At 42.9% G+C, this 23,608-nt stretch carries 23 protein-coding genes, 1 other RNA gene and 1 other annotated feature (1 of these 25 cut by a window edge); of the genes, 18 read left to right on the top strand and 6 right to left on the bottom strand.

Translation table 11 applies throughout. From position 1 onward, the window contains the following. Positions 1 to 228, top strand: a binding site (T-box leader) (it extends 11 nt beyond the left edge of the window). Positions 229 to 325: 97 nt separating this feature from the next. The 16 genes from hisS (at position 326) to ABOA58_RS18985 (ending at position 17,286) form a co-directional block, all read left to right on the top strand. Next, a complete protein-coding gene (gene hisS / locus ABOA58_RS19060) occupies positions 326 to 1,597 on the top strand; it encodes a histidine--tRNA ligase (RefSeq protein WP_350299589.1) in 1,272 nt (423 codons plus the stop codon). A gap of 12 nt (positions 1,598 to 1,609) precedes the next feature. Further along, positions 1,610 to 3,379: an aspartate--tRNA ligase gene (gene aspS, locus ABOA58_RS19055; protein ID WP_350299588.1), complete on the top strand. Its 1,770-nt coding sequence runs from the start codon at positions 1,610 to 1,612 to the stop codon at positions 3,377 to 3,379. Between the two features lie 86 nt (positions 3,380 to 3,465). Further along, positions 3,466 to 3,651, top strand: a non-coding RNA gene (ssrS, locus tag ABOA58_RS19050) — 6S RNA. Positions 3,652 to 4,086: 435 nt separating this feature from the next. Then, positions 4,087 to 5,058, top strand: a complete 972-nt coding sequence (locus ABOA58_RS19045) for an NERD domain-containing protein (protein WP_350299587.1) — start codon at positions 4,087 to 4,089, stop codon at positions 5,056 to 5,058. A 258-nt stretch (positions 5,059 to 5,316) separates the two neighbouring features. After that, entirely contained in the window at positions 5,317 to 6,423 is a 1,107-nt protein-coding gene (locus ABOA58_RS19040; protein WP_350299586.1) for a M20 family metallopeptidase, read from the top strand. Positions 6,424 to 6,534: 111 nt separating this feature from the next. Then, positions 6,535 to 7,296, top strand: a complete 762-nt coding sequence (locus tag ABOA58_RS19035) for a tRNA threonylcarbamoyladenosine dehydratase (protein WP_241593321.1) — start codon at positions 6,535 to 6,537, stop codon at positions 7,294 to 7,296. A 189-nt stretch (positions 7,297 to 7,485) separates the two neighbouring features. Then, entirely contained in the window at positions 7,486 to 8,676 is a 1,191-nt protein-coding gene (locus ABOA58_RS19030; RefSeq protein ID WP_350299585.1) for an ABC transporter substrate-binding protein, read from the top strand. A 76-nt stretch (positions 8,677 to 8,752) separates the two neighbouring features. Continuing rightward, positions 8,753 to 9,631, top strand: a complete 879-nt coding sequence (locus tag ABOA58_RS19025) for a branched-chain amino acid ABC transporter permease (protein ID WP_101222754.1) — start codon at positions 8,753 to 8,755, stop codon at positions 9,629 to 9,631. A gap of 13 nt (positions 9,632 to 9,644) precedes the next feature. Further along, positions 9,645 to 10,616, top strand: a complete 972-nt coding sequence (locus ABOA58_RS19020) for a branched-chain amino acid ABC transporter permease (RefSeq protein ID WP_350299584.1) — start codon at positions 9,645 to 9,647, stop codon at positions 10,614 to 10,616. Next, on the top strand, positions 10,591 to 11,370 hold the full coding sequence (locus ABOA58_RS19015; RefSeq protein WP_260358218.1) for an ABC transporter ATP-binding protein: 780 nt from the start codon (positions 10,591 to 10,593) through the stop codon (positions 11,368 to 11,370). The genes ABOA58_RS19020 and ABOA58_RS19015 overlap by 26 nt, the downstream gene beginning before the upstream one ends. Further along, the gene (locus tag ABOA58_RS19010) at positions 11,370 to 12,077 is read left to right on the top strand and encodes an ABC transporter ATP-binding protein (RefSeq protein WP_137020395.1); all 708 of its coding nucleotides are present in this window, start codon (positions 11,370 to 11,372) and stop codon (positions 12,075 to 12,077) included. Before ABOA58_RS19015 ends, ABOA58_RS19010 begins: the two co-directional genes overlap by 1 nt. Positions 12,078 to 12,626: 549 nt before the next feature. After that, on the top strand, positions 12,627 to 13,805 hold the full coding sequence (locus ABOA58_RS19005; protein ID WP_350299583.1) for an ABC transporter substrate-binding protein: 1,179 nt from the start codon (positions 12,627 to 12,629) through the stop codon (positions 13,803 to 13,805). A 162-nt stretch (positions 13,806 to 13,967) separates the two neighbouring features. Further along, positions 13,968 to 14,846, top strand: a complete 879-nt coding sequence (locus ABOA58_RS19000; protein WP_095390668.1) for a branched-chain amino acid ABC transporter permease — start codon at positions 13,968 to 13,970, stop codon at positions 14,844 to 14,846. Positions 14,847 to 14,859: 13 nt separating this feature from the next. Continuing rightward, complete coding sequence (locus ABOA58_RS18995; protein ID WP_101222748.1) at positions 14,860 to 15,825, top strand: branched-chain amino acid ABC transporter permease; 966 nt, start codon at positions 14,860 to 14,862, stop codon at positions 15,823 to 15,825. Next, positions 15,797 to 16,579 (top strand): ABC transporter ATP-binding protein, encoded by a 783-nt coding sequence (locus ABOA58_RS18990; protein ID WP_101222747.1) that lies wholly within the window; start codon positions 15,797 to 15,799, stop codon positions 16,577 to 16,579. Before ABOA58_RS18995 ends, ABOA58_RS18990 begins: the two co-directional genes overlap by 29 nt. After that, positions 16,579 to 17,286 carry an ABC transporter ATP-binding protein gene (locus ABOA58_RS18985; RefSeq protein ID WP_350299582.1) on the top strand — a complete coding sequence of 236 codons (708 nt, stop codon included), beginning with the start codon at positions 16,579 to 16,581 and terminating at the stop codon, positions 17,284 to 17,286. Before ABOA58_RS18990 ends, ABOA58_RS18985 begins: the two co-directional genes overlap by 1 nt. A 51-nt stretch (positions 17,287 to 17,337) precedes the next feature. On the opposite strand, the gene ABOA58_RS18980 is transcribed toward ABOA58_RS18985, so the two are convergent. Continuing rightward, the gene (locus tag ABOA58_RS18980; protein ID WP_350299581.1) at positions 17,338 to 17,481 is read right to left on the bottom strand and encodes a hypothetical protein; all 144 of its coding nucleotides are present in this window, start codon (positions 17,479 to 17,481) and stop codon (positions 17,338 to 17,340) included. Between the two features lie 495 nt (positions 17,482 to 17,976). Here ABOA58_RS18980 and ABOA58_RS18975 point away from each other — a divergent pair, with 495 nt between their 5' ends. Next, the gene (locus ABOA58_RS18975) at positions 17,977 to 19,860 is read left to right on the top strand and encodes a S8 family serine peptidase (RefSeq protein ID WP_350299580.1); all 1,884 of its coding nucleotides are present in this window, start codon (positions 17,977 to 17,979) and stop codon (positions 19,858 to 19,860) included. A gap of 49 nt (positions 19,861 to 19,909) precedes the next feature. Here ABOA58_RS18975 and ABOA58_RS18970 read toward each other — a convergent pair whose 3' ends face one another. Next, positions 19,910 to 20,383, bottom strand: a complete 474-nt coding sequence (locus ABOA58_RS18970; RefSeq protein ID WP_350299579.1) for a VOC family protein — start codon at positions 20,381 to 20,383, stop codon at positions 19,910 to 19,912. Positions 20,384 to 20,605: 222 nt separating this feature from the next. Between ABOA58_RS18970 and ABOA58_RS18965 the strand changes: the two genes are divergently transcribed. After that, positions 20,606 to 21,115: a hypothetical protein gene (locus ABOA58_RS18965; protein ID WP_350299578.1), complete on the top strand. Its 510-nt coding sequence runs from the start codon at positions 20,606 to 20,608 to the stop codon at positions 21,113 to 21,115. Between the two features lie 149 nt (positions 21,116 to 21,264). On the opposite strand, the gene ABOA58_RS18960 is transcribed toward ABOA58_RS18965, so the two are convergent. From ABOA58_RS18960 to ABOA58_RS18945, 4 genes are all read right to left on the bottom strand, one after another. Next, a complete protein-coding gene (locus ABOA58_RS18960; protein ID WP_048681418.1) occupies positions 21,265 to 21,456 on the bottom strand; it encodes a hypothetical protein in 192 nt (63 codons plus the stop codon). 199 nt (positions 21,457 to 21,655) lie between these two features. Next, a complete protein-coding gene (locus tag ABOA58_RS18955) occupies positions 21,656 to 21,934 on the bottom strand; it encodes a hypothetical protein (protein ID WP_434547742.1) in 279 nt (92 codons plus the stop codon). Between the two features lie 690 nt (positions 21,935 to 22,624). After that, positions 22,625 to 23,002, bottom strand: coding sequence for a VOC family protein (locus tag ABOA58_RS18950; protein ID WP_350299577.1), 378 nt, complete (start codon positions 23,000 to 23,002; stop codon positions 22,625 to 22,627). Next, positions 22,992 to 23,183, bottom strand: a complete 192-nt coding sequence (locus tag ABOA58_RS18945; RefSeq protein WP_289350504.1) for a hypothetical protein — start codon at positions 23,181 to 23,183, stop codon at positions 22,992 to 22,994. The genes ABOA58_RS18950 and ABOA58_RS18945 overlap by 11 nt, the downstream gene beginning before the upstream one ends. Positions 23,184 to 23,608: the final 425 nt, after the last annotated feature.

Raw genomic sequence — 23,608 nt, 5'->3', positions numbered from 1 at the left:
GATGGAGAAGAGTAATTAAGAAACACATGAAAAGAGAGGAAATGCCGAGGCTGAAAGCATTCCACATGATGACTTAATGAAAGAACCCTCCGTAGGCTTCACTCCGAACGGATTTACTTAATAGGAGATGAACGTAAAACAGGCGTTAACTGTTTTTTGAGCGGAGGCACTTTTTTTTGTGTTTCAACTAGGGTGGCACCACGGGATATCCAAACTCTCGTCCCTTGTAACATATAAGTTACAAGGGGCGGGAGTTTTTTGTTTGGAAAAAATCAGTATAGCGCCGTATCAGAAAGGGCGTCTTGCTTTAAAGGAGGAAACACAAATGTCTATTCAGATTCCTAGAGGTACCCAGGATTTATTGCCGGGCCAAACGGAAATTTGGCAGTATATCGAAAACACGGCGCGTGAGATCTGTCACCGTTATCAATATAAAGAAATCCGCACTCCAATTTTTGAGCACACGGAATTATTTTTACGTGGTGTAGGGGATACAACCGATATCGTCCAAAAAGAGATGTATTCATTTCAAGATCGCGGTGAAAGGAACTTAACCCTTCGTCCGGAAGGCACCGCATCTGTTGTACGGTCTTATATCGAGAACAAAATGTTCGGGTTGGCCAATCAACCGGTCAAGCTTTATTATATCGGGCCGATGTTCCGGTACGAACGTCCGCAAGCAGGCCGATTCCGCCAGTTCGTTCAATTCGGCATCGAAGCTTTAGGAAGTAAGGATCCCGGAATTGATGCAGAGGTTCTGTCACTTGCAATGAACCTGTATAAGGAACTTGGTTTGAAAAAGCTGAAACTTGTGATCAACAGCCTTGGTGATAAGGAAAGCCGGACAGCGCATCGCAATGCGTTAATCAAACATTTCGAACCCCGCATCGGTGAGTTTTGCGGCGATTGTCAAAACCGTCTGGAAAAGAATCCTTTGCGTATCCTGGATTGCAAAAAGGATCACGGTCACGAATTGATGAACACGGCTCCATCCATCATTGAATATTTAAATGATGAATCCCGTATTTATTTCGAAAAGGTGAAACAGCATTTAACCGATTTGGAAATCGATTTCGTCGAAGATCCGACTCTAGTGCGCGGCTTGGATTACTATAATCATACCGCCTTTGAAATCATGAGTGATGCAGAAGGCTTTGGCGCCATCACTACACTTTGCGGAGGCGGCCGTTTTAACGGGCTTGCTGAAGAACTTGGCGGACCGGAAACACCCGGAATCGGCTTTGCACTTAGCATTGAACGCCTGATTGCAGCCCTCCAAGCAGAAAACATCGAGCTTCCGATCAAAAAGGGAATTGACTGCTATCTTGTTTCATTAGGTGAAACAGCCAAGGATTATACCGTCAAACTTGCCCATCAATTGCGGAATGCCGGTTTTACCGTCGAAAAAGACTATCAAGACCGTAAAGTGAAAGCACAATTCAAATCAGCCGACCGCCTCGAAGCAAGATATGTGGCGACACTCGGAGATGATGAATTGGCAAATAATAAAATCAATGTGAAGTTCATGGAAACCGGTGAACAAGTCCAGATGGATCTTGCTACATTCGTTGAACAATTCAAAAAGCTACAGGCTTAAGGGGGAAATACCATGTTTGGCAGAACATACTTCAATGGTGAAGTGACAGAAGCAGCTATTGGTGAAAAAGTAACATTAAAAGGATGGGTACAAAAACGCCGGGATTTGGGCGGTGTCATCTTTATCGACCTACGTGACAGAAGCGGAGTCGTCCAAGTCGTTTTCAATCCGGACATTTCGGCAGAAGCGCTGGCAACAGCCGAAAAAATCCGTAATGAATACGTCCTTGATATCCAAGGGACAGTCATCAAACGTGATGAAGCCAACTTCAACCCGAACGTAACAACAGGGACCGTTGAAGTTCAAGCCGAAAACGTTACAATTTTAAACGAAGCAAAGACCCCACCATTCATCATTGATGAAAGAACGGATGTATCAGAAGACATCCGCTTGAAATATCGTTATTTGGACCTCCGTCGTCCAGCGATGTTCGAAACGCTGAAAATGCGTAACCAAACAACAAAAGCCATCCGTGATTACTTGGACGGTGAAGGCTTCCTTGATATCGAAACACCTATCTTAACAAAAAGTACACCTGAAGGAGCACGTGACTATTTAGTGCCTAGCCGTGTGCACGAAGGGGAGTTCTATGCACTTCCGCAGTCACCGCAAATCTTCAAGCAGCTATTGATGGTATCAGGTTTCGAACGTTATTATCAAATTGCCCGCTGTTTCCGTGATGAAGACTTACGTGCTGACAGACAGCCTGAATTCACGCAAATCGATATCGAAACAAGCTTCATGAGCCAAGAAGATATCATCAAGACCGCAGAAAATATGATGGCTAAAGTGATGAAAGATGTTAAAGGACTGGACGTAACACTGCCATTCCCTAGAATGACCTACAATGAAGCGATGAGCCGTTACGGATCCGACAAACCGGATACACGCTTCGGAATGGAACTTAAAGATGTTTCCGAAATCGTCAAAGACAGTGATTTTAAAGTGTTCACCGGCGCTGTTGCAAACGGCGGACAAGTAAAGGCAATCGTCGTTAAGGACGGAAATGCGGATTATTCCCGTAAAGACATTGATGGATTGGCTGAATTTGCAGCGATTTACGGTGCAAAAGGCCTTGCATGGCTGAAAGTTGAAGAAGACGGCGTAAAAGGGCCGATCGCCAAATTCTTCGCTGAAGATCAAGAGCAATTAGTATCTGTATTGGAAGCCGAAGTGGGCGATTTAATCTTATTCGTGGCGGATAAGAAAGGCATAGTAGCTGATGCGCTTGGAGCACTACGCATCAAGCTTGGTAAAGAAAGAGGCTTGATCGATCAAAGCAAATTCAACTTCCTATGGGTGACGGACTGGCCATTATTTGAATATGACGAAGAAGAAGGACGCTACTATGCAGCACACCATCCATTCACAATGCCATTCCGTGAAGACATGGACAAATTGGAGTCAGACCCAGCAAGCGTCCGTGCCCAAGCATATGACCTTGTACTGAACGGCTACGAACTTGGCGGTGGATCACTGCGGATATTCGAACGCGACGTTCAGGAAAAAATGTTCAAAGTACTTGGATTCTCCGAAGAAGAAGCAAACGCACAATTCGGCTTCCTAATGGATGCATTCGAATACGGAACGCCTCCACACGGCGGAATCGCCCTTGGACTGGATCGCATGGTCATGCTGCTCGCAGGCCGCACGAACCTTCGCGACACCATCGCGTTCCCGAAAACAGCAAGTGCAAGCGACCTGCTCGTTGACGCACCGAGTACTGTAAGTGACAAGCAATTGGCCGAACTTAACCTAAGACTTGCAGCACTTAAAAAATAATTCATTTGGGAAAAATATGAAAAAATACCTAGGTGTTTTTTCTTGAAACAGAGTTAAGCATTATGATATGATATTTCCAATAAGTAAGAGTCCTGATGTGTTCGTTCTTTAACCTATAAGTTTTGACCGAACACTTATAGTTACCGGGAGCACTAGTTTCCTGGCCGCGTAAAAGCCTCCCTCGAAGAGGACTTACAAACGCGAGGAACCGAGCACCCACCTGCGGAGAGCGGGTTCAAAACAAAGGCGTAAACGGCACAATTGGGACTCTTACACCTTACAAAGCAACCCATGTTACATAACATGGGTTTTTTTGTGCGTGAAAATAGTGAACTTACGAGAAAATGCGTGTATTCACGAGTAAATGGTGCGAATTCACGAGTAAATAGTGAGAATTCACGAGTAAAACGTAAATTCACGAGTAAATGGCGGGAACTCACGAGTAAAACGTGCAAATTCACGAGTAAATGCCGCGAACTCACGAGTAAAGCGGAAACTGACGAGTAAACGGCGGAACTCTCAAGTCATTCGTGCAAATTCACGAGTAAATGGCGCAAATTCAAGAGTAAATGACGAGAACTCATAAGTAAGCTACAAATCACAAGAATTAAACCGAGCAAACTCACAATAATACGCCTGATTTCAGTGTTTTAGCAGGAAAAAAGGGCATTAACAAAGAAGCTAAAGTAGAAGGAGTTGATGTATGGATGCTAAAACCGTGTGAAAGGCCTATGAAAATGCTCAAACTGGAGGCATTAAGCAGGAGGCTATCAGCAAATCATCCAAAACAGGAAAGAATAAGGAACGATTTCCGGAAAATCCGTACAGGATTTAACGGGGAGCGGAGTATCGGAAAAGAACTGAAGAATCTTCCGAAAGAATATCGAGTATTTCATGATTTGAGGTTAGGCTACGACGGGAGCCGTTATTTTCAAATGGATTTCCTAATAATCACCCGGAATTACGGCATCATCATCGAAGTAAAAAACTTTGCGGGAACGCTCTATTTTGACCGTACCTATCCCCAATTGATTCGGACAAAAGATGGACAGGAACAAGCTTATCTAGATCCGCTAATCCAGGTTGACGTGCAAAAATCCCGATTTAATGATTGGCTTACTTTTCACAAATTCCCCTCGCTGCCGATTGAAACGCTCATTGCCAATGCAAACTCGAATACCATCATCCGGACTACCCCAGGTTTTACCCCCATTTTCAAAAAAATCACGGGAAAAGAAACCCTGATCTCCAAAATTCATACCCTCGATGAAAAATATTCTTCTAAGCAATTAACCCAAAGGCAGAGCAATAGACTTTCGAATACGATTCTGCAAAAAAACACTCCGCATAATCCTGATATCCTCGAATTGTATCAAATCGATGAGCAAGATCTGCTCAAAAGCGTTCAATGTCCAGAATGCTCTGCTCTCCATATGCAATATCACTGGGGCAAATGGTCCTGTAGTCATTGTTCTTACACTTCAAAGGATGCCCACATTCAAGCTCTTCGCGATTTTGCTCTCCTTATAAAACCCAATATAACAAATAAACAAGCACGGCTCTTTTTACAAATAGATTCAATTGATATCATGCAGCGGATACTGTCTGCACTGGAGTTGCCTTATTCGGGGCAATTTAAAAATAGAGCGTATAGACTTGATGGACTAATTCACGAGTAAATGGCGCAAACTCACGAGTAAACGGCCCAAATTCACGAGTAAATGGCGCAAACTCACGAGTAAATGGCCCAAATTCACGAGTAAACACCCCAATCTAACGAAAAAAACCCAAAAACCTCGAATAAACTTCAAATCTTCCCATTTAAGTAACATTCGGCAATATAGATTCGTAAATTATAGTAAGGTTGAGCAATATTCAGCCAAGGATAGAAAGTAGTGAGGGCTTTGAAAGACTTATTGTATGCAAAGAGGAAGGAAATGCTTCAATTAGTGGAGCGGCTAGTGAATATAGATAGTGGTTCTCATACGAAAAAGGGTATTGATGAAATTGGTTCGATATTAAAAGCGAAATTTGAAAGTCTGGATTTTATTGTGAATACCGTTGAGCAACAGAATTATGGCAATCAGCTGGTCATCCAGCATCGTGAGGCGAATCAACCGCATATTTTGATCGTTGCCCATATGGATACGGTTTTTCCGGAGGGGACAGCGCAAAAACGTCCATTTAAGGTGAAAGGAAATCGGGCATACGGTCCTGGTGTGGCGGATATGAAGTCTAGTTTGGTTGAGCTATTTTATGCGATCCATTGCTTGAAACAGACGGGGCAGACAGGCTATAAGCATATCCAAATCATTCTTAATAGTGATGAAGAGATCGGGTCACCGACGTCCGCATCCCTCATATCGGAAAAAGCGGCAAATAAGAAGTTCGCATTAATTCTTGAACCGGCAAGGACGGACGGTTCGCTTGTCACGGCAAGAAGGGGCTGCGGTCAGTTTAAAGTCGATATTATGGGGGTGGCTGCCCATTCGGGGATCGAACCGGAAAAGGGACGAAGTGCAATTGAAGAATTGGCCCATAAGATCATCGCCTTACACCGATTGAATGATCAAAAGAAAGGGATCAGCGTTAATGTCGGCAAAATTGAAGGAGGCTCCGCTGTCAATATGATCGCTTCCCATGCGGCTGCCTTCGTCGATGTGCGGATTTCGGAAAAAAAGCAGGAAGGCATCGTTCTCAAGCAGTTGAAAAAAATCTGTGCCGAGACCTATATTCCCGGAACGAAAACGACACTAAGCGGAAAAATGGATCGGTCTCCCATGGAAAAGAATGAGAAATCAAACTTGCTTTTAGAGACGATCCGTCAGGCTGGGAAGGAAATCGGCATCGAAATCACGGATACGGCCACGGGTGGAGGCTCGGATGCTTCCATCACTTCTGAATTGGGAATCGCGACAGTGGATGGACTCGGGCCCGTTGGAGGAAATGCACATAGTGAAGAGGAGTATTTGGAAATTCCGAGCCTGACGGAAAGGACTCTCCTTTTGGCTACCGTCCTTCAAAAATTATCAAAAATGACCTAGTGCACTAATTCCGATTAGACTGCTCATATTTCGCTTGTCATAAATGATGTTTATGATATATTGTTAATTGGGAAGCTAAATAAGAACAGAATTTATTGGAGTTGAATATATATGCTGCATCAGTTTTCACGAAATGAATTGGCAATTGGCAAGGAAGGAATCGATATTCTGAAAAACACGACGGTTGCGGTCCTGGGTGTAGGAGGCGTTGGTTCATTTTCAGCCGAAGCATTGGCACGTACGGGGGTAGGCCGTATTATTCTTGTGGATAAAGACGATGTCGACATCACGAATGTAAACAGGCAGATCCATGCTCTATTATCAACAGTCGGTCAACCGAAAGCGGAATTGATGAAAAATCGCATTCAAGACATCAATCCCGACTGCGAAGTGATCGCTCTTAAAATGTTTTATACAGAAGAAACGTTTGAGGAATTCTTCAGTTATGGCCTGGACTATGTCATTGATGCATCGGATACGGTCATTTATAAGATGCATGTGATGAAGGAATGCCTGAAACGGAATATCAAGGTGATTTCAAGCATGGGGGCCGCTAATAAGATGGACCCGACGCGTTTTCAAATTGCCGATATCTCCAAAACGCATACCGATCCGCTTGCCAAGGTCATTCGTACTAGATTGCGTAAAGAGGGCATAACAAAGGGAATCCCGGTTGTCTTCTCCGATGAGAGCCCTATTGTCATTCGTGAGGATGTCCGAAAAGAAGTCGGCAATGATGAGGCAAAAATTCGTAAAGCGCAAATGCCGCCATCTTCGAATGCTTTCGTACCATCCGTAGCAGGCTTAATTGCAGCTAGCTGGGTGATCAATGATATATTAAAAAACATTGAAGTTCGCCGTGTAAACGATTGATAAGAAGTTAACTGACTCTATAAAGGGTCAGTTTTTTTTGTGTCGAATAGTAGATATTCCCTTTTAATAACTTTTTTATCCATATCATATAGACGGGGTCGAAAGAATGAGATAAACTATTTTCAGAATATTATTTTTATTCAGATATTCTTTTTGGTTAAAAGAACATACAAAACAAGGGGGTTTCAAATGAAGAAGAAAAAGCTAGCAGGAGTGTTTCTATCACTTTCATTGGTTGCAGGGGCGCTGGCAGGTTGTAGTGGCGGCGACTCGAAAACTAGCAGTTCAGGCGGGGGTTCATCAAACTCGGGTGACACAATCAAAATTGGGGCCAACCTTGAATTGTCCGGAGGTACGGCATCATTCGGCCAATCGGCTGCCGATGGATTGCAACTGGCCATCGATGAGATTAATAAAGAGGGCATCGACGGTAAAAAATTGGAAATAGTTAAGGTAGATAATAAATCAGATGCTGCAGAAGCTACAAGCGGTTCGATCAAGCTGGTCAGCCAGGACAAGGTTGTGGCTGTAGTCGGATCTGCGACAAGCACTAATACATTGGCACAGGTTCAGGTCGCACAGGATAATCAAGTTCCTCTACTCACACCAACTGCAACAAATCCCGACATCACCAACAAAGCTGGAAAATTAAATGATTATGTGTTCAGGACTTGCTTTATCGATCCATTCCAAGGTACGGTGGCAGCCAATTTCGCAACTGACGAAATAGGGGCAAAGACGGCTGCGATCTATGTGGATAGCGCAAGTGATTATTCCAAAGGATTGGCCGCAGCTTTTAAAGAAGCGTTCACTGCCAAGGGCGGTAAAATCGTGGCGGAAGAAGCTTATGTAACTAAAGATACTGATTTCCGCTCTACATTGACACGTATCAAATCCGCAAAACCAGAGTTCGTTTTCCTTCCTGGTTATTATGAGGAAGTCGGATTGATCTTAAAACAGGCACGTGAAGACGGCATAGACCTTCCATTCATGGGCGGAGACGGCTGGGATTCCCCGAAGGTCGTTGAAATTGCCGGAGCGGATGCTTTGAAAAATACTTATATCACGAATCACTATTCTCCGGAAGATGAAGATGCAAAAATCCAGGATTTCGTTGCAGCCTTCAAAAAGGAATACAATAAAACACCGGATGCCTTTGCCGCACTTGGCTATGACACTGGCTACTACCTGGCTGATGCCATCAAGAGATCTGGTGATGCTTCTCCCGAAAAAATCAGACAAGCGTTGGAAGATGTCAAAGATCTTCAATTAGTTTCCGGAACGCTGAACCTCGATGAAAACCATGATCCGATCAAATCGGCGACCATCTTGGAATATGTGGATGGCAAACAAACATTCAAAACAAAAATCAATCCATAATACCTTACGTGGATAGGGGGCAAGTCCCCCCTATTCTATATTCACTTAAAAAACACCTTAACGGGGAGAGTGCAATATGGAACTGATTCAGCAATTGGTAAATGGCATTTCACTCGGAAGCATTTATGCTTTGATCGCGCTTGGTTATACGATGGTATATGGAATCGTCAAGCTCATAAACTTCGCCCATGGAGACGTATTCATGGTCGGTTCATTTGTAGGGTTTTACGCCATTACCGTAATGGACTTATCCTTCATCCCAGCTTTACTGATTTCGATGGTCTCATGTGCCATCTTTGGCGTTTTAATTGAACGGATTGCTTATAAACCCCTTCGTAATGCAACACGGATTGCGGCCTTGATAACGGCCATCGGTGTTTCCCTTCTGATAGAAAACGGGCTGATTTACATCCGGGGCGCCCAGCCGGAAGCCTATCCAAATAATGTCCTTCCGATGGATAAACTCGATATATTGGGAGTTTCCATCAGCAGTCAATCGATATTGATCTTATCTGTATCCATCATATTAATGATCATCCTACAATTCGTTGTCCATAAAACCAAAATCGGCAAAGCGATGCGTGCCGTTTCATTCGATTCCGAAGCGGCTAAGCTGATGGGAATCAATGTGAATAATACGATTTCAGCTACGTTCGCCATAGGTTCGGCCCTAGCAGGGGCAGCGGGTGTCATTTTTGGAATCTACTATATTAAAATCGAGCCGTTGATGGGTGTCCTTCCTGGCCTTAAAGCATTTGTTGCAGCAGTCTTGGGCGGCATCGGCATCATTCCGGGCGCGATGGTCGGCGGTCTACTGCTTGGAGTGATCGAGGCTTTGGTCAGTGCTGCCGGTTATTCATTATGGCGCGATGGTGTGGCTTTCGTCGTACTTATCTTGATTTTGATTTTCTTGCCGCAGGGTCTTTTCGGTAAAAATAAAAGAGAAAAAGTATAGGGGAGACATGGCGATGACTACTTTAAAGAATTCAAAGGGTTTTTGGCTCTCGATCGTGCTCGCACTTATTTTTTTCGGAATCATGCAGTACACCATTTCAAACGGAATGCTCAACCCATTTTATATCAACACGCTCATGTTCATCGGCATCAATATCATGCTGGCGACGAGCCTGCATTTAATCATTGGAATAACCGGGCAGTTCTCGATTGGTCATGCAGGTTTTTTAGCGGTAGGGGCCTATGCTTCGGCAGTCATGACAATGAAGCTTGAACTTCCTTTCATCATAGCTGTATTGGCTGGGGGCGTAATAGCCGCTGTTGCGGGCATGGTGATCGGGGTGCCGAGCTTGCGTCTGAAGGGGGATTACCTGGCGATAGCTACGCTTGGATTTGGCGAAATTGTCCGGATCGTCCTTTTGAATATTGATTATGTAGGCGGGGCAAGCGGGATGCAGGTATCCCACCTGACTACTTGGCCATGGGTTTTTGCCTGTGTGATGATCACCGTCTTAGTCATCCGGAATTTCACCAATTCGACTCACGGACGGGCATGCATATCCGTAAGGGAAGATGAAACGGCCGCTGATGCGATGGGAATCAATACGACCTATTATAAAGTGGCGGCTTTCGTCATCGGAGCTTTTTTTGCCGGAATCGCCGGATCGCTTTATGCCCATAATTTCTATATTATCCAGCCATCGAATTTCGGTTTCCTAAAATCCTTCGATATTCTGATTTTCGTCGTACTTGGCGGTCTTGGAAGTCTTTCAGGTTCGGTTTTGGCCGCAATTTTACTGACGATCGTGACGACGTTCCTTCAGGATTATCCGGAAACGAGGATGATCATCTACAGCCTTGTCCTGATCCTGATGATGATTTTCCGCCCGCAGGGTTTAATGGGAACAAGAGAAATCACGGCATTGTTCACAAATAAAAAAACGAAAGGGGGCCCAAAGGATGGAAGCCACAATACCGTTGCTTAAAGTAGATTCGGTGGGTATCCGTTTTGGCGGGTTGAAAGCTGTGTCCGATGTGAACGTGGAATTATTTCCAGGGGAACTTGTAGGCCTGATCGGGCCGAATGGAGCTGGGAAAACGACTTTCTTCAATTTATTGACGGGTGTGTATGTCCCTACAGAAGGAACGATTGCTTTGAATGGGGAAAATCTAAATAAGCAGCCGCCATATAAAATTACCCGAAAAGGGATCTCGAGGACCTTTCAAAACATTCGCCTCTTCAGTGAGTTATCAGTGATCGATAACGTGAAGGTTGCTTACCACTCGCTTGCCAAGCATGGAATTCCAAGCTCCATATTCCGGCTGCCGGGACATTTTTCCGGTGAAAAGGAAATGGATGAAAAGGCGCTCGAATTCTTGAGGATTTTTAATCTTGACCATTTTAAGGATGAAAAAGCGAAGAATCTTCCATACGGACAGCAAAGGCGGCTGGAAATTGCGCGTGCTCTAGCCGCCAATCCGAAACTTCTTTTACTGGACGAACCCGCAGCCGGGATGAACCCGCACGAAACGAAAGAATTAATGAACCTCATTGCTTTTATCCGGAAGGAATTCAACCTTACCGTGTTGCTCATCGAGCATGATATGTCACTTGTAATGGGGGTATGCGAACGGATTTACGTTCTTGATCATGGACAGCTTATCGCTCACGGAAAGCCGGAACAAATCCGCAATGATCCTAAGGTTATCGAGGCATATCTAGGGGAGGAGGTTTCCTGATGCTGAAAATAGAGGACATCAATGTTTATTATGGCAATATCCAAGCGTTAAAAGGGGTTTCCATGGAGATTAACGAGGGCGAGATCGTGACCCTGATCGGGGCGAACGGAGCGGGAAAAAGCACGTTGCTCAAAACGATATCCGGTCTGTTAAAACCAAAGCAAGGAAAGGTTCTGTTCGAAGGCGAGCCGATTGGAGGAAAAGCTGCACAGTCCATCGTGAAAATGGGCATATCCCATGTACCTGAAGGGCGACGTGTCTTTGCCAACATGACGGTTGCCGAAAACCTGGAGCTTGGGGCTTATTTACGGAAAGACAAAGATGGCATCAATAATGATATGGAAAAGGTGTATGAGCTATTTCCGAGGCTGCTGGAGAGAATCAAACAGCAGGCCGGCACGCTTTCAGGCGGTGAACAGCAGATGCTTGCAATGGGCCGGGCCTTAATGGCAAAACCACGGTTATTACTGCTCGATGAACCTTCGATGGGCCTTGCACCGCTTTTGGTGAAGCAAATCTTCAACATCATCCAGGAAATCAGTGAGACCGGAACAACGATCCTTTTGGTCGAGCAAAACGCCAACCTTGCATTATCGATTGCAGATCGGGCTTATGTAGTTGAAACGGGCCGAATCGTCCTGTCGGGCAATGCCGAGGAACTCACTTCAAGTGAAGAAATAAAAATGGCCTATTTAGGAGGCCACTGAACCGCCGTTTGGCGGTTTTTTTGTTTGATGATCGGGTTATGCAATATATGCAGGAAGATAAAAAAGTACAATATTTTCATGCATGATTTTATACATCCAATATAGTATTATTCAATTTTGATATAGGAATTAAGACTAAAAAAGAACTAAAAAACTGGGTTTAATTCCCTATCAATATACTTCTATTTTGGTAAAAATGTAATTAAAAGGATTAAAAAAATAAGGGAATGAATAAAATTTTTTGAGCAATAAATAAGGAATTTACAATATCGAAATAATTAAATTATCAGTTTTTTCTGATTATAACGCCTATTTTCGCAATATTTAAAATATATAAAGATAAAAATGATATAGCACTTCCTGTGAAAAATATCCTATTTGGCGAAATCTTCTCACAATTATTGTATAGACGGAATGAAAATTATGCGGTAAACTATTTTTCGAAATATTAATTTAATTTCAAAAATTTCATCTAATCAACTTTTTCTGAGGCATCTTGAATAAATATTCATGCATCAGAGCGATGATTACTAAACGGGGGGATTATTTATGAAAAAGAAAAAACTAGCAGGTGCATTCCTTTCTCTAACACTTGCTGCAGGAGTGCTAGCCGGTTGTTCCAGCTCTGGTTCATCAGAAAAATCAAGCGGAGATGGAGATACGATAAAAATCGGTGTCAACCTTGAATTATCAGGCGGTGTTGCTTCATATGGACAATCGATTGCAGAAGGTCTGGAGCTTGCGACTGCAGAAATAAATAAAGAAGGCATTGACGGTAAAAAAATCAAACTTATAAAAGTCGATAATAAATCAGAAGCGTCAGAAGCGACAAGCGGAGCGATCAAGCTGACATCACAAGATCAGGTTGCAGCAATCGTAGGTGCAGCGACAAGCACGAACTCGATTGCACAAGTACAGATTGCACAAGATAATAAAGTGCCGGTCATCTCACCTTCCGGTACAAGCCCGGAAATCACTTTCAGCAAGGATAAATTGAACGATTACGTTTTCAGGACAAGCTTCATCGATCCGTTCCAAGGAACGGTAGCTGCGAACTTTGCCACTAAAGAAATCAAAGCGAAAAGTGCAGCCATCTATATTGACAGCGCAAGTGATTATTCAAAAGGATTAGCGGCAGCCTTTAAAGAACAATTTGAAAAAAATGGTGGAAAAATCGTTGCTGAGGAAGCTTACATCGCGAAGGATACTGATTTCCGTTCCACATTGACTCGTTTGAAATCGGCAAAACCTGATTTCATTTTCCTTCCTGGTTACTATGAGGAAGCTGGTCTGATCGTGAAGCAGGCACGTGAAACTGGACTTGACGTTCCATTCATGGGCGGCGACGGCTGGGATTCTCCTAAGCTAGTAGAAATTGCCGGTGCAAAAGCTCTAAATAATACGTTCATCACGAACCATTATTCTTCAGGTGACCCTGATGAGAAAATTCAGAATTTTGTGTCTGCATTTAAAGCGAAGTACAAAGATAAATCCCCGGATGCATTTAACGCTCTAGGATATGACACAGGATACTTCCTTGCAGACGCGATTAAACGTGCTGGATCAGCGGATTCAGAAAAAATCAAAGAAGCGCTGGAAAAAACGGCTGACCTTGAGCTTGTAACGGGTACATTCACATTGGATGAAAAACATAATCCAATCAAATCTGCTACCATCCTTGAGTTTAAAGAGGGAGAGCAAGTTTTCAACACAAAAATCAATCCTTAATTTCGGAGTACAACTCCAATCCTTTCGCCGGCCCTTCGTCAATAAGAAGGTGCTGGCGAATTCTCATTTTTCAAGCATGCCAGGATGCTGAACATCCCCTTAGCGGAATGAAAGAGACTGGACTAATCACTCATAAAATTAGATTTTCAAGGAGAGTCGAACATGGAATTGATACAACAGTTAATAAACGGGGTTTCACTAGGAAGTATTTATGCCCTTATCGCTCTCGGATATACGATGGTTTACGGGATTGTTAAATTGATAAACTTTGCACATGGTGATGTATTCATGGTCGGCTCATTCGTTGGGTTTTACTCAATAACGGTCCTGGATCTGTCATTCGTGCCTGCCCTATTAATCTCGATGACGGTCTGTGCGCTGTTTGGAGTATTGATCGAACGTATCGCGTACAAGCCATTACGTAACGCAACACGTATCGCGGCACTTATCACTGCCATCGGTGTTTCCCTTTTGATTGAATACGGATTCATCTACGTCCGCGGTGCACAGCCGGAAGCTTATCCGAATGATGTATTGCCGACAGACAAGTTCAATATTTTTGGAGTTTCCATCAATAGTCAATCGGTTTTGATTTTTGGAGTGGCTGTAGTCTTGATGATCATCCTTCAAATCATCGTTCATAAATCAAAAATAGGAAAAGCGATGCGTGCCGTTTCCTACGATGCGGATGCAGCTAAGCTAATGGGGATAAATGTCGATAACACGATTTCTGCCACCTTTGCAATCGGTTCCGCATTGGCTGGGGCAGCGGGCGTCATTTTCGGTATTTACTATATTAAGATCGAGCCGCTTATGGGTGTGCTTCCGGGATTGAAGGCATTCGTTGCCGCCGTACTTGGAGGGATCGGGATTATACCGGGCGCGATGGTCGGTGGCCTATTGCTAGGTGTCATCGAAGCTTTGGTCAGTGCCGCCGGTTACTCATTATGGCGTGATGCTGTAGCCTTCGTCGTACTGATTCTTATCTTGATTTTCATGCCACAAGGCTTATTCGGTAAAAACAAAAAAGAAAAAGTATAGGGGAGACAAAGCAATGACTACAATTAAGCGAGCAAAAGGTTTTTGGCTCTCGATTTCACTATCATTGATCTTTTTCGCCGCAGTTCAAGTGTTAATCGGCGGCGGATCGCTAAATCCTTTTTATCAAAATACGCTCATGTTCATCGGGATCAATATCATTCTGGCAGCGAGCCTGCATTTGATCATCGGGATAACCGGGCAGTTCTCCATCGGACATGCCGGATTCCTGGCAGTCGGTGCCTATGCTTCAGCCGTCATGACGATGAAGCTGGAAATGCCATTTTATGCGGCATTGATAGTCGGCGGTTTGGCGTCAGCGCTGGCAGGCTTGATCATCGGAATTCCAAGCTTACGCTTAAAAGGTGACTATCTGGCGATTGCGACCCTGGGTTTTGGTGAAATCGTCCGGATCATGCTTTTGAATATCGATTATGTCGGCGGGGCGAGCGGCATGCAGGTTTCCCATTTGACCACTTGGCCTTGGGTATTCGCTTCCGTTATCGTAACAATCATCGTCATCCGAAACTTTACTAGCTCGACCCACGGCAGGGCCTGCATATCGATCCGCGAGGACGAAACGGCTGCCGATTCGATGGGAATCAACACGACGTACTATAAAGTTGTGGCATTTGCGATCGGTGCTTTTTTTGCCGGTATTGCCGGAGGGCTTTACGCTCATAACTTCTATATCATCCAGCCATCGAACTTCGGATTCTTGAAATCATTTGATATTTTGATCCTAGTCGTGCTTGGCGGTCTTGGAAGTCTTTCCGGTGCCGTATTGGCCGCGATATTATTGACTGTCGTAACGACTTTCCTGCAGGATTATCCGGAAACACGAATGATCATCTACAGTCTTGTGCTAATCGTGATGATGCTCTATCGCCCACAAGGCTTAATGGGGACAAAAGAAATAACATCCATGTTCAAACGTAAAGGAGGAAGCAGCCATGAAAAAAATAAAAACACCGCTGCTTAAAGTCGATTCAGTCGGCATCCAGTTCGGGGGTCTTAAAGCCGTTTCTGATGTTAACGTCGAGTTATATCCAGGAGAACTGATTGGCTTGATCGGGCCGAACGGCGCTGGAAAAACGACTTTCTTTAACTTACTGACAGGAGTTTACGTCCCGACGGAGGGCACGATTTCTTTGGAAGGTGAGAACTTAAGAAAACTGCCTCCATATAAAATCACGCAAAAAGGAATCAGCCGGACATTCCAGAACATTCGCTTGTTCAGTGAACTATCCGTGATCGATAATGTAAAAGTGGCCTATCATTCGCTTTCGAAGCATAATATCTTAAGTTCGATCTTCCGCATGCCGATCCATTTTAAAGGCGAAAAGGAAATGGATGAAAAGGCGATTGAGTTCCTGAAGATTTTCAACCTTGATCAATATAAGGATGAAAAGGCGAAGAACCTGCCATATGGTAAACAAAGACGTTTGGAAATCGCCCGTGCACTTGCAGCCAACCCAAAACTGCTTTTGCTGGATGAACCGGCTGCAGGGATGAACCCCCAGGAAACGCACGAACTCATGAACCTGATTGCCCTCATCCGTGAGAAATTCGATTTGACCGTATTATTGATTGAACATGATATGCCGCTCGTCATGGGTGTTTGCGAACGCATATATGTACTCGATCACGGACAACTGATCGCTCAAGGAAAGCCAGAGGAAATCCGTAACAATCCAAAAGTCATCGAGGCCTATCTGGGCGAGGAGGTTTCATAATGTTAAAAATCGAGGACATCAACGTCTATTACGGAAACATTCAAGCCCTGAAAGGAATCTCGCTTTCTATTAACGAAGGCGAAATCGTAACCCTGATCGGGGCGAACGGAGCCGGGAAAAGCACGTTGCTGAAAAGCATTTCCGGCCTATTAAAACCAAAACAAGGGAAGATTCTATACGAAGGGGATTCCATCGGCGGAAAGGCAGCACAATCGATCGTGAAAATGGGCATTTCCCATGTCCCAGAAGGCCGGCGGGTCTTTGCCAACATGACCGTTGAAGAAAACCTTCAGCTTGGTGCTTATTTACGTAAGGATAAGGCAGGCATTAAGCAGGATATGGAGAAAGTCTATGAATTATTCCCGCGTTTGCTAGAGCGCCTGAAACAGCAATCCGGAACACTTTCCGGCGGGGAACAGCAAATGCTCGCAATGGGCAGGGCACTCATGGCCAAGCCCCGGCTTCTGTTATTGGACGAGCCATCGATGGGACTTGCGCCATTATTGGTGAAGCAAATCTTTAATATCATCGAAGAAATCAACAAAACGGGTACAACGATTCTGCTAGTCGAACAAAATGCCAACTTAGCACTATCCATCGCGGACAGAGCCTATGTTGTCGAAACCGGCCGAATCGTCCTATCAGGCAAATCAGAGGAACTGACCGCAAGCGAAGAAATCAAGAATGCCTATTTAGGCGGACATTAAACCACTTTATAGCGGTTGACTGTAGACAAACTCGAAGGAAAGCGAATTTGTCTACAGTTTTTTTATTTTAAAAAGTTCCAGTTGTTTGCAGAAATCCGCTCCTTTTCCGCCGACTGTCTGCCATGCTTCATCAAAGTAACTGGCTGTGGTCTCGGCTAGCCAGTAATTCGGCAGGAGTGTCGCAAATTTCTTCAATCTAGTGTTTGATCCATATAAAAAGTAAAAAACATGAAGAATATACAAGTCTTCTTTTAAAAAATGGATTCGGGGTGAGATACTTAGAACCCTTTTTTAGACAAAAGTGTTCTACCTGAATAAGTTGATTGGAACGGAAGGTACGAGACTCCTGCGGGAAAAGCGAGTCCAAGGGAGACCCCACAGGCGCGAAGCGTCGAGGAGGCTCCCGGACCGCCCGCGGAAAGCGAGTGCCTGGAGAGGAAATCAAAGTACAAATGTTACAGTCAAATTATTATCTACAGTCAACCGCTTTGTGTAGATCCCATTTTGTCGACAAACTAAAACCACTTTATAGTGGTTTTTTTGTTGTGCAAATAAGTTAATTTAACTAGATAAAAAGGTTAGTAAATCCAAATCAGACGGTATACAATCTAGTTAGGAATAATAGTAGAAATGGTTCATGATCAAACCTCATCGTTAGCTATTCTTAATCATATTTTTTGGAGTGATTGTATGCACAAACTTATTCAGGCCATATTGCCGGTAGTATTACTGTTTATGATTCTGCCAATCTACCAGCCAGATTCTGCTTCTGCAGAAGAAACGCCGCAATCTGATGGTGTCATCGTCAAGTATAAAGAGGAAAACGATGAACCGATCAACGAGTTGATAGAAAAGGTGGAGGTTCCTAAAGGGGAAACAACCGACGCCCTGATTGAGGAACTTGAAGAACAGAAGAATGTGGAATATGCAGAACCAAACTATCTTTTCAAGAAGATGGATAGTCCGAACGACCCAGCCTACATAGACCAGTGGCACCATAAAAAGCTTGGTACGAATGCAGCGTGGACAAAATCGATGGGCTCGAAGGAATTGATCGTGGCCATCATTGACGACGGAATCGATCGCAACCACGAAGATTTAAAAGGGAGGATCGTCAATGCCTATGATACGATACGCAATCGGAAGCATATCGTCCCAAAAGGGGAGCATGGAACGCATATCGCAGGCATCATTGCCGGTTCTGCGAACAACGGCATAGGCGGAACGGGTGTTGCCCCGAACGTTAAACTAATGCCGATCAATGTCTTTGATGGGGAGTATGCCGATACGGCCGACATTATTGAAGCGATACATTATGCCGTTCAGCAAAAGGCAAACATCATCAATATGAGTTTAGGAGACACCAGTTATTCGGAGGCCTTGAACAAGGCTGTCCAGGAAGCCTATAAAAAAGGCGTCCTGATCGTGGCGGCTGCCGGGAATGAAGGGGATATGGGAAAAAATGTACAGCGTGTGTACCCAGCCGCCTTCAGCCATGTTATTTCCGTTGCTGCCACTGACTCAAGGGACAAGCGTCCCAGTTATTCCAACTACCATTCAACAGTCGATATTGCGGCCCCTGGAGATGATATCCTTTCGACCCTGCCTTATGGTAAATACGGCTGGATGAGCGGAACATCGATGGCCACACCGATGGTGGCGGGTGTAGCTGCACTGATTTGGTCCCATGAGCCCAAACTCAACACAACGGAGGTCGAATACCGCCTCTATGATTCAGCCTTGGACCTAGGTGCAAAAGGGAAAGACATCTACTATGGAAACGGGCGGGTCAATGCAAAAAAAGCACTGGAAATGAAGACGCTGACCAAACCGGCCGTGACCGCAATATCCGATAAGGACACCAAAATCAATGGGAAAATCCCGGTTGATTTTAAAACGGGGACCGTCTCCATTTATACCGATAAAAAACAACTGGCCACAATGAAGATCAACGGCGAAAAAACGTTTACAGCGACCATCGCAAAACAAACAGCCGGTACGACCATTTCTACTAGGCTTATCGATAAATCGGGAAATAAAAGTATACCCGTTTCATTTAAAGTGGCAGATAAAACGGCTCCTGCAAGACCGTCGGTAAATACGGTAGGTGACAATACCGTAAAAGTAACCGGCAAAGCGGAAGCAAGCTCCTCCGTCACTGTCAAAACTGGCAGAACGGTTTTAGGCAAAGCAAATTCGAACAGCTCAGGGAATTTCACCGTAACGATGTCAAAAAAACAAAAAGCCGGAAAAGTCCTATCCGTTACAGCAACCGATAAAGCAGGAAATATAAGCTCGATCAAAACCGTGACCGTCGCAGACAAAACAGCACCAAGTAAACCGACGGTCAACCCAGTCAACATAAAAACCACAATAGTAGCAGGGAAAGCAGAGGCTAACTCCACAGTATACATCAAAGCATCAAAAAAAGTGATCGGCTCTGCCACAGCAACGACCAAAGGTACCTTCACGGTTAGAATTCCTAAGCAAAAAGCCGGGAAGAACCTATATATCTATGCCAAAGATAAAGCGAAAAACGTAAGCGAATCAAGAAAAGTAACGGTTAAAAAGTGATAGAAAAACAAGAGCAGCCCCCAATAATAAATTGGGGGCTGCTTCTGTCTCAATCTTTATTTCCATACATCAATTCCGTGCTTCGGCTGTAAAGCTCAATGATATTGCCGAAAGGATCTTCACAATAGATTAAATAATAGGGCTTGTTCTCCCAGGTATTCCATATATCGCTTCGCCTTTTACCGCCAGAAGCAGCAATATCATCAGCCAGCTTTTCGATATCATCCGATACTAAGCAAATATGAAAAAAGCCCTCATAACCGCGACTCTCACCTTTAGGCATTCTCGGTTCCTCAAACTCAAAAAGCTCAATCCCCACTCCATTATCCGCCATCATATGAGCATTACGCATCTTTTTAACTTCATCACCAAGAAGATCATTCGTCATATTAGGTTCATTCTCCTCACTCGCATCAAACGAATAGGGACCCGCCAATAATTTGAATCCCAACACCTGCTCATACCACTTAATCGCCGCATCTAAATCAGGTACAGCCAATCCAACATGAGTAATTGCTGTCATATGTATCCCCCCTGATCATTAAAATACCCTTTTAAGGGGAGGGACAAACGGTTCATTTGCGGGAGAGGCTTTTCGTTTTTATATTTTAGTATTTATATAATAGTAAGAAAATAAATCAAAAAAACGGGATAGTGAAATTACCATTTTTTACGTATAATGGAATTAACGCGATGGAGAATAGAATATTGAACCTAAAGAAAAAAAAATTGGAGTGTTCATTATATGCATCATGCACTTTTTTTGAGGAACAAATTTGTTTATATTAAAAAAATTGCTTTAGGATTTCTTGTTATGGTAAGTCTTGCTGCGTGTGACAACATCAAAACCGAAAAGGTGGAAGTACAAGAGGAAAAAGAGATTCAAAATCCTATAAGACCCAATAATGTGCCATCTTATGATGCTCCAAAGTATCATCTTTACGGTGGTTGGATAGAGGATGAGTCGTATATACTTATCCAAAGTGATGGTGATGGCAATTACATAATGGATAAAATCTCAAAAAAAGGCAAAGAGAAAATGGTGAGTTATTTCAAAGTAACAGAGCCAGTGGAAAACAAAATCACTGCTGTCATATTTAATGAAGAAGAGCCAAACAGGACTTCATTTCTTACCTTAGAATTAAACGAAGAAAAAACTGAATTAACTATAAAAAAGCCCAATGAAAAACCTGTTATCTACAAACAAGCAGAGATCGACCCAGAAGAGTTCAATCCCAATTTTGTGTGGAATTAAAATCTTTTAACTAACGGTGGAATATGAGTTAGAAAAATGGATTTAAAACTGTTTTGTGAATTAGTCCCAGCGCAGTTTCATTCTGCTTTAGCGTAACAATTTAAATCCTCTTTAAGATGATGATATTTAACTTTTTGTTTATGGAATCATTAAATCTCACCCTCTTCAAGCCTCCTATTATACTCAACTTTACTTATTAACCCTTTTGCATTACAGGTAAGACAATCCGTATAAATATCGTAAGCACCTGTACCTGCACAAACATGGCATTTAACATGAGTTTCCGGTATATCCTTATGCATGAATGAAAAAACTTTTCCAATATACTGCAGAATAATCATTCCCAAAACTCCTTTTTTTTCTATCATACAACGAAAAAGAGAGAGGGAAACTGGAAATACAATAACATTACTTAAAACAAATATAACCATAACATAGTTTACATGGGGTTAAAAATGTGCTGATGCAAATGCAATAAACTGTTCTACAAAATCATTCTGTTTTAAGAAAAAAAGAACATCCACAAAGATGTCCCTTAATTTAAATTACTTCATTTTTCTTAAAATCCATAGGTAAGCCAATATTGAAATCCCCAGAGACTGCTGCCATTATGTAAATGCCATTATACCCAAACAGATAGCCGATTTGTCCGAAGAGGATGGCACCGAAAACGATTCCAAGATCAAAGAAGGAATAGAAAGTGGCATTGGCCATGCCTTTTAGATTTCGGGCAGCGTGTTCAAGAGACCACGCTTGAAGAGCCGGTTGGACAGCACCGAATCCAATGCCATAAAAAATAGCTGCCATATACAGAATCATGTTACTTGGCATCCAGGCTATTATAGCGGATTATTATCAAATTGCCATTAAATCATGTTCCTGTCTATACAGAACCCTTCTGTAGAGTGGAATTAACTTTGCGTGAAACAACCGTGCAGATACAATGGTGATTAATTAATATTATGGGTAATTACAGTAAAAATATCAGATGCTTGGGAGAGTTGTTAAGGAATCGTGTCATTATTATGAAATTTTAATTAAGGACCTTTTATTTACCATTTATAAGGTATATTATTTGGGGAAAGAGAGATTAAAGGAGATAATTATGGGTAGATTTACAGAGACTGTAATGGAGAGGGTAGAAGATTCTCTACATAATAGGAAGAAACCTATGGTCGTTAAACTAAATTCCGAACAACTCGAGGATTTTTATACAAAAATTTCCGGAAGACGGAGAGTTTTTTGGTTTAAGCTATCACATTCATGACGATAAGACGGTCACTTTCAACTATAATTCTGATGGTAGACTTCTAGAAGTATTGAATTTGGTTAAGTGATTGGTACTTTGGAGTATCCAGCAGAATTGCTGGATTTTTGAATTTAAATAATTTTAATTAGATCTAGTACGTCGAATGATATAGAAGATAATACAGCCTCTGTGAAACCGACAGTAAATGGAGGCGGTACAAAACGACAAAAGTAAATGGCAAAGCGGAATAATCGCGGCTTTTATTCCAGAAACTCAAAAAGCTCAATCTCCACTCCATTATCCGCCATCAAATGAGCATTTAGCATCTTTTTAACAGTATTACCAAGAGGATCATTAGTCATATTAAGTTTATTCTCCATACTTGTATCAAACGAATAGGGACCCGCCAATAACCTGAAACCCAATACCTGCTCATACCATTTAATCGCAGAATCTAAATCAGGTACAGCCAATCCAATGTGAGTAATAGCTGTTATATGTATCCCCCTGATAATTAAAATACCCTTCTTTTGAGATGAGGGGCAAACGGCACTTTTTTTGGACAAAAAAAAGAAGCAATAGCCAATACTGCTTCTTTGATTACATATATCGACCTCACGAAATTCCTTAAATTTCACCCTCTTCAAGCCTCCTATTATACTCAAATTTACTTATTAATCCCTTTGCATTACAAGTAAGACAATCTGTATAAATATCATAGGCACCTGTACCTGCACAAACATGGCATTTAACATGAGTTTCCGGTATATCCTTATGCATGAATGAAAAAACTTTTCCAATATACTGCAGAATAATCATTCCCAAAACTCCTTTTTTTTCTATCATACAACGAAAAAGTGAGAAGGAAACTGGAAATACAATAACATTACTTAAAACAAATAAAACCATAACATAGTTTACATAGGGTTAAAAAATGTGCCGATGGGGAATCATGTCTAGCATCAGGGGTAGAGTTTCATGATGAGTCCTAGAGGATTGTTTTAATCTCTTCAGTTAACCGACTGATTCAACTTGCCGGCACCTCTTAAGGATCAAAATTGTAAAGTAATTACTACAAATGCCTCATATACAAAGAAAGCGCTTTCAATTATAATTATCACAAGAAAACCAAGCCGAGAGGTGTGTTCAATATGGTAGGTAAAAATGAAGGGAATTTCTTAAAAGGACTTTTGTTTGGTACATCTTTGAGCATACCGTTATGGATTTCTTTTATTGGATGGATA

This window comes from Peribacillus frigoritolerans (assembly GCF_040250305.1).
Classification (GTDB): domain Bacteria; phylum Bacillota; class Bacilli; order Bacillales; family DSM-1321; genus Peribacillus.
Note: the sequence above shows the minus strand (reverse complement) of the source record. Positions and strands in the feature narration are given on the sequence as shown.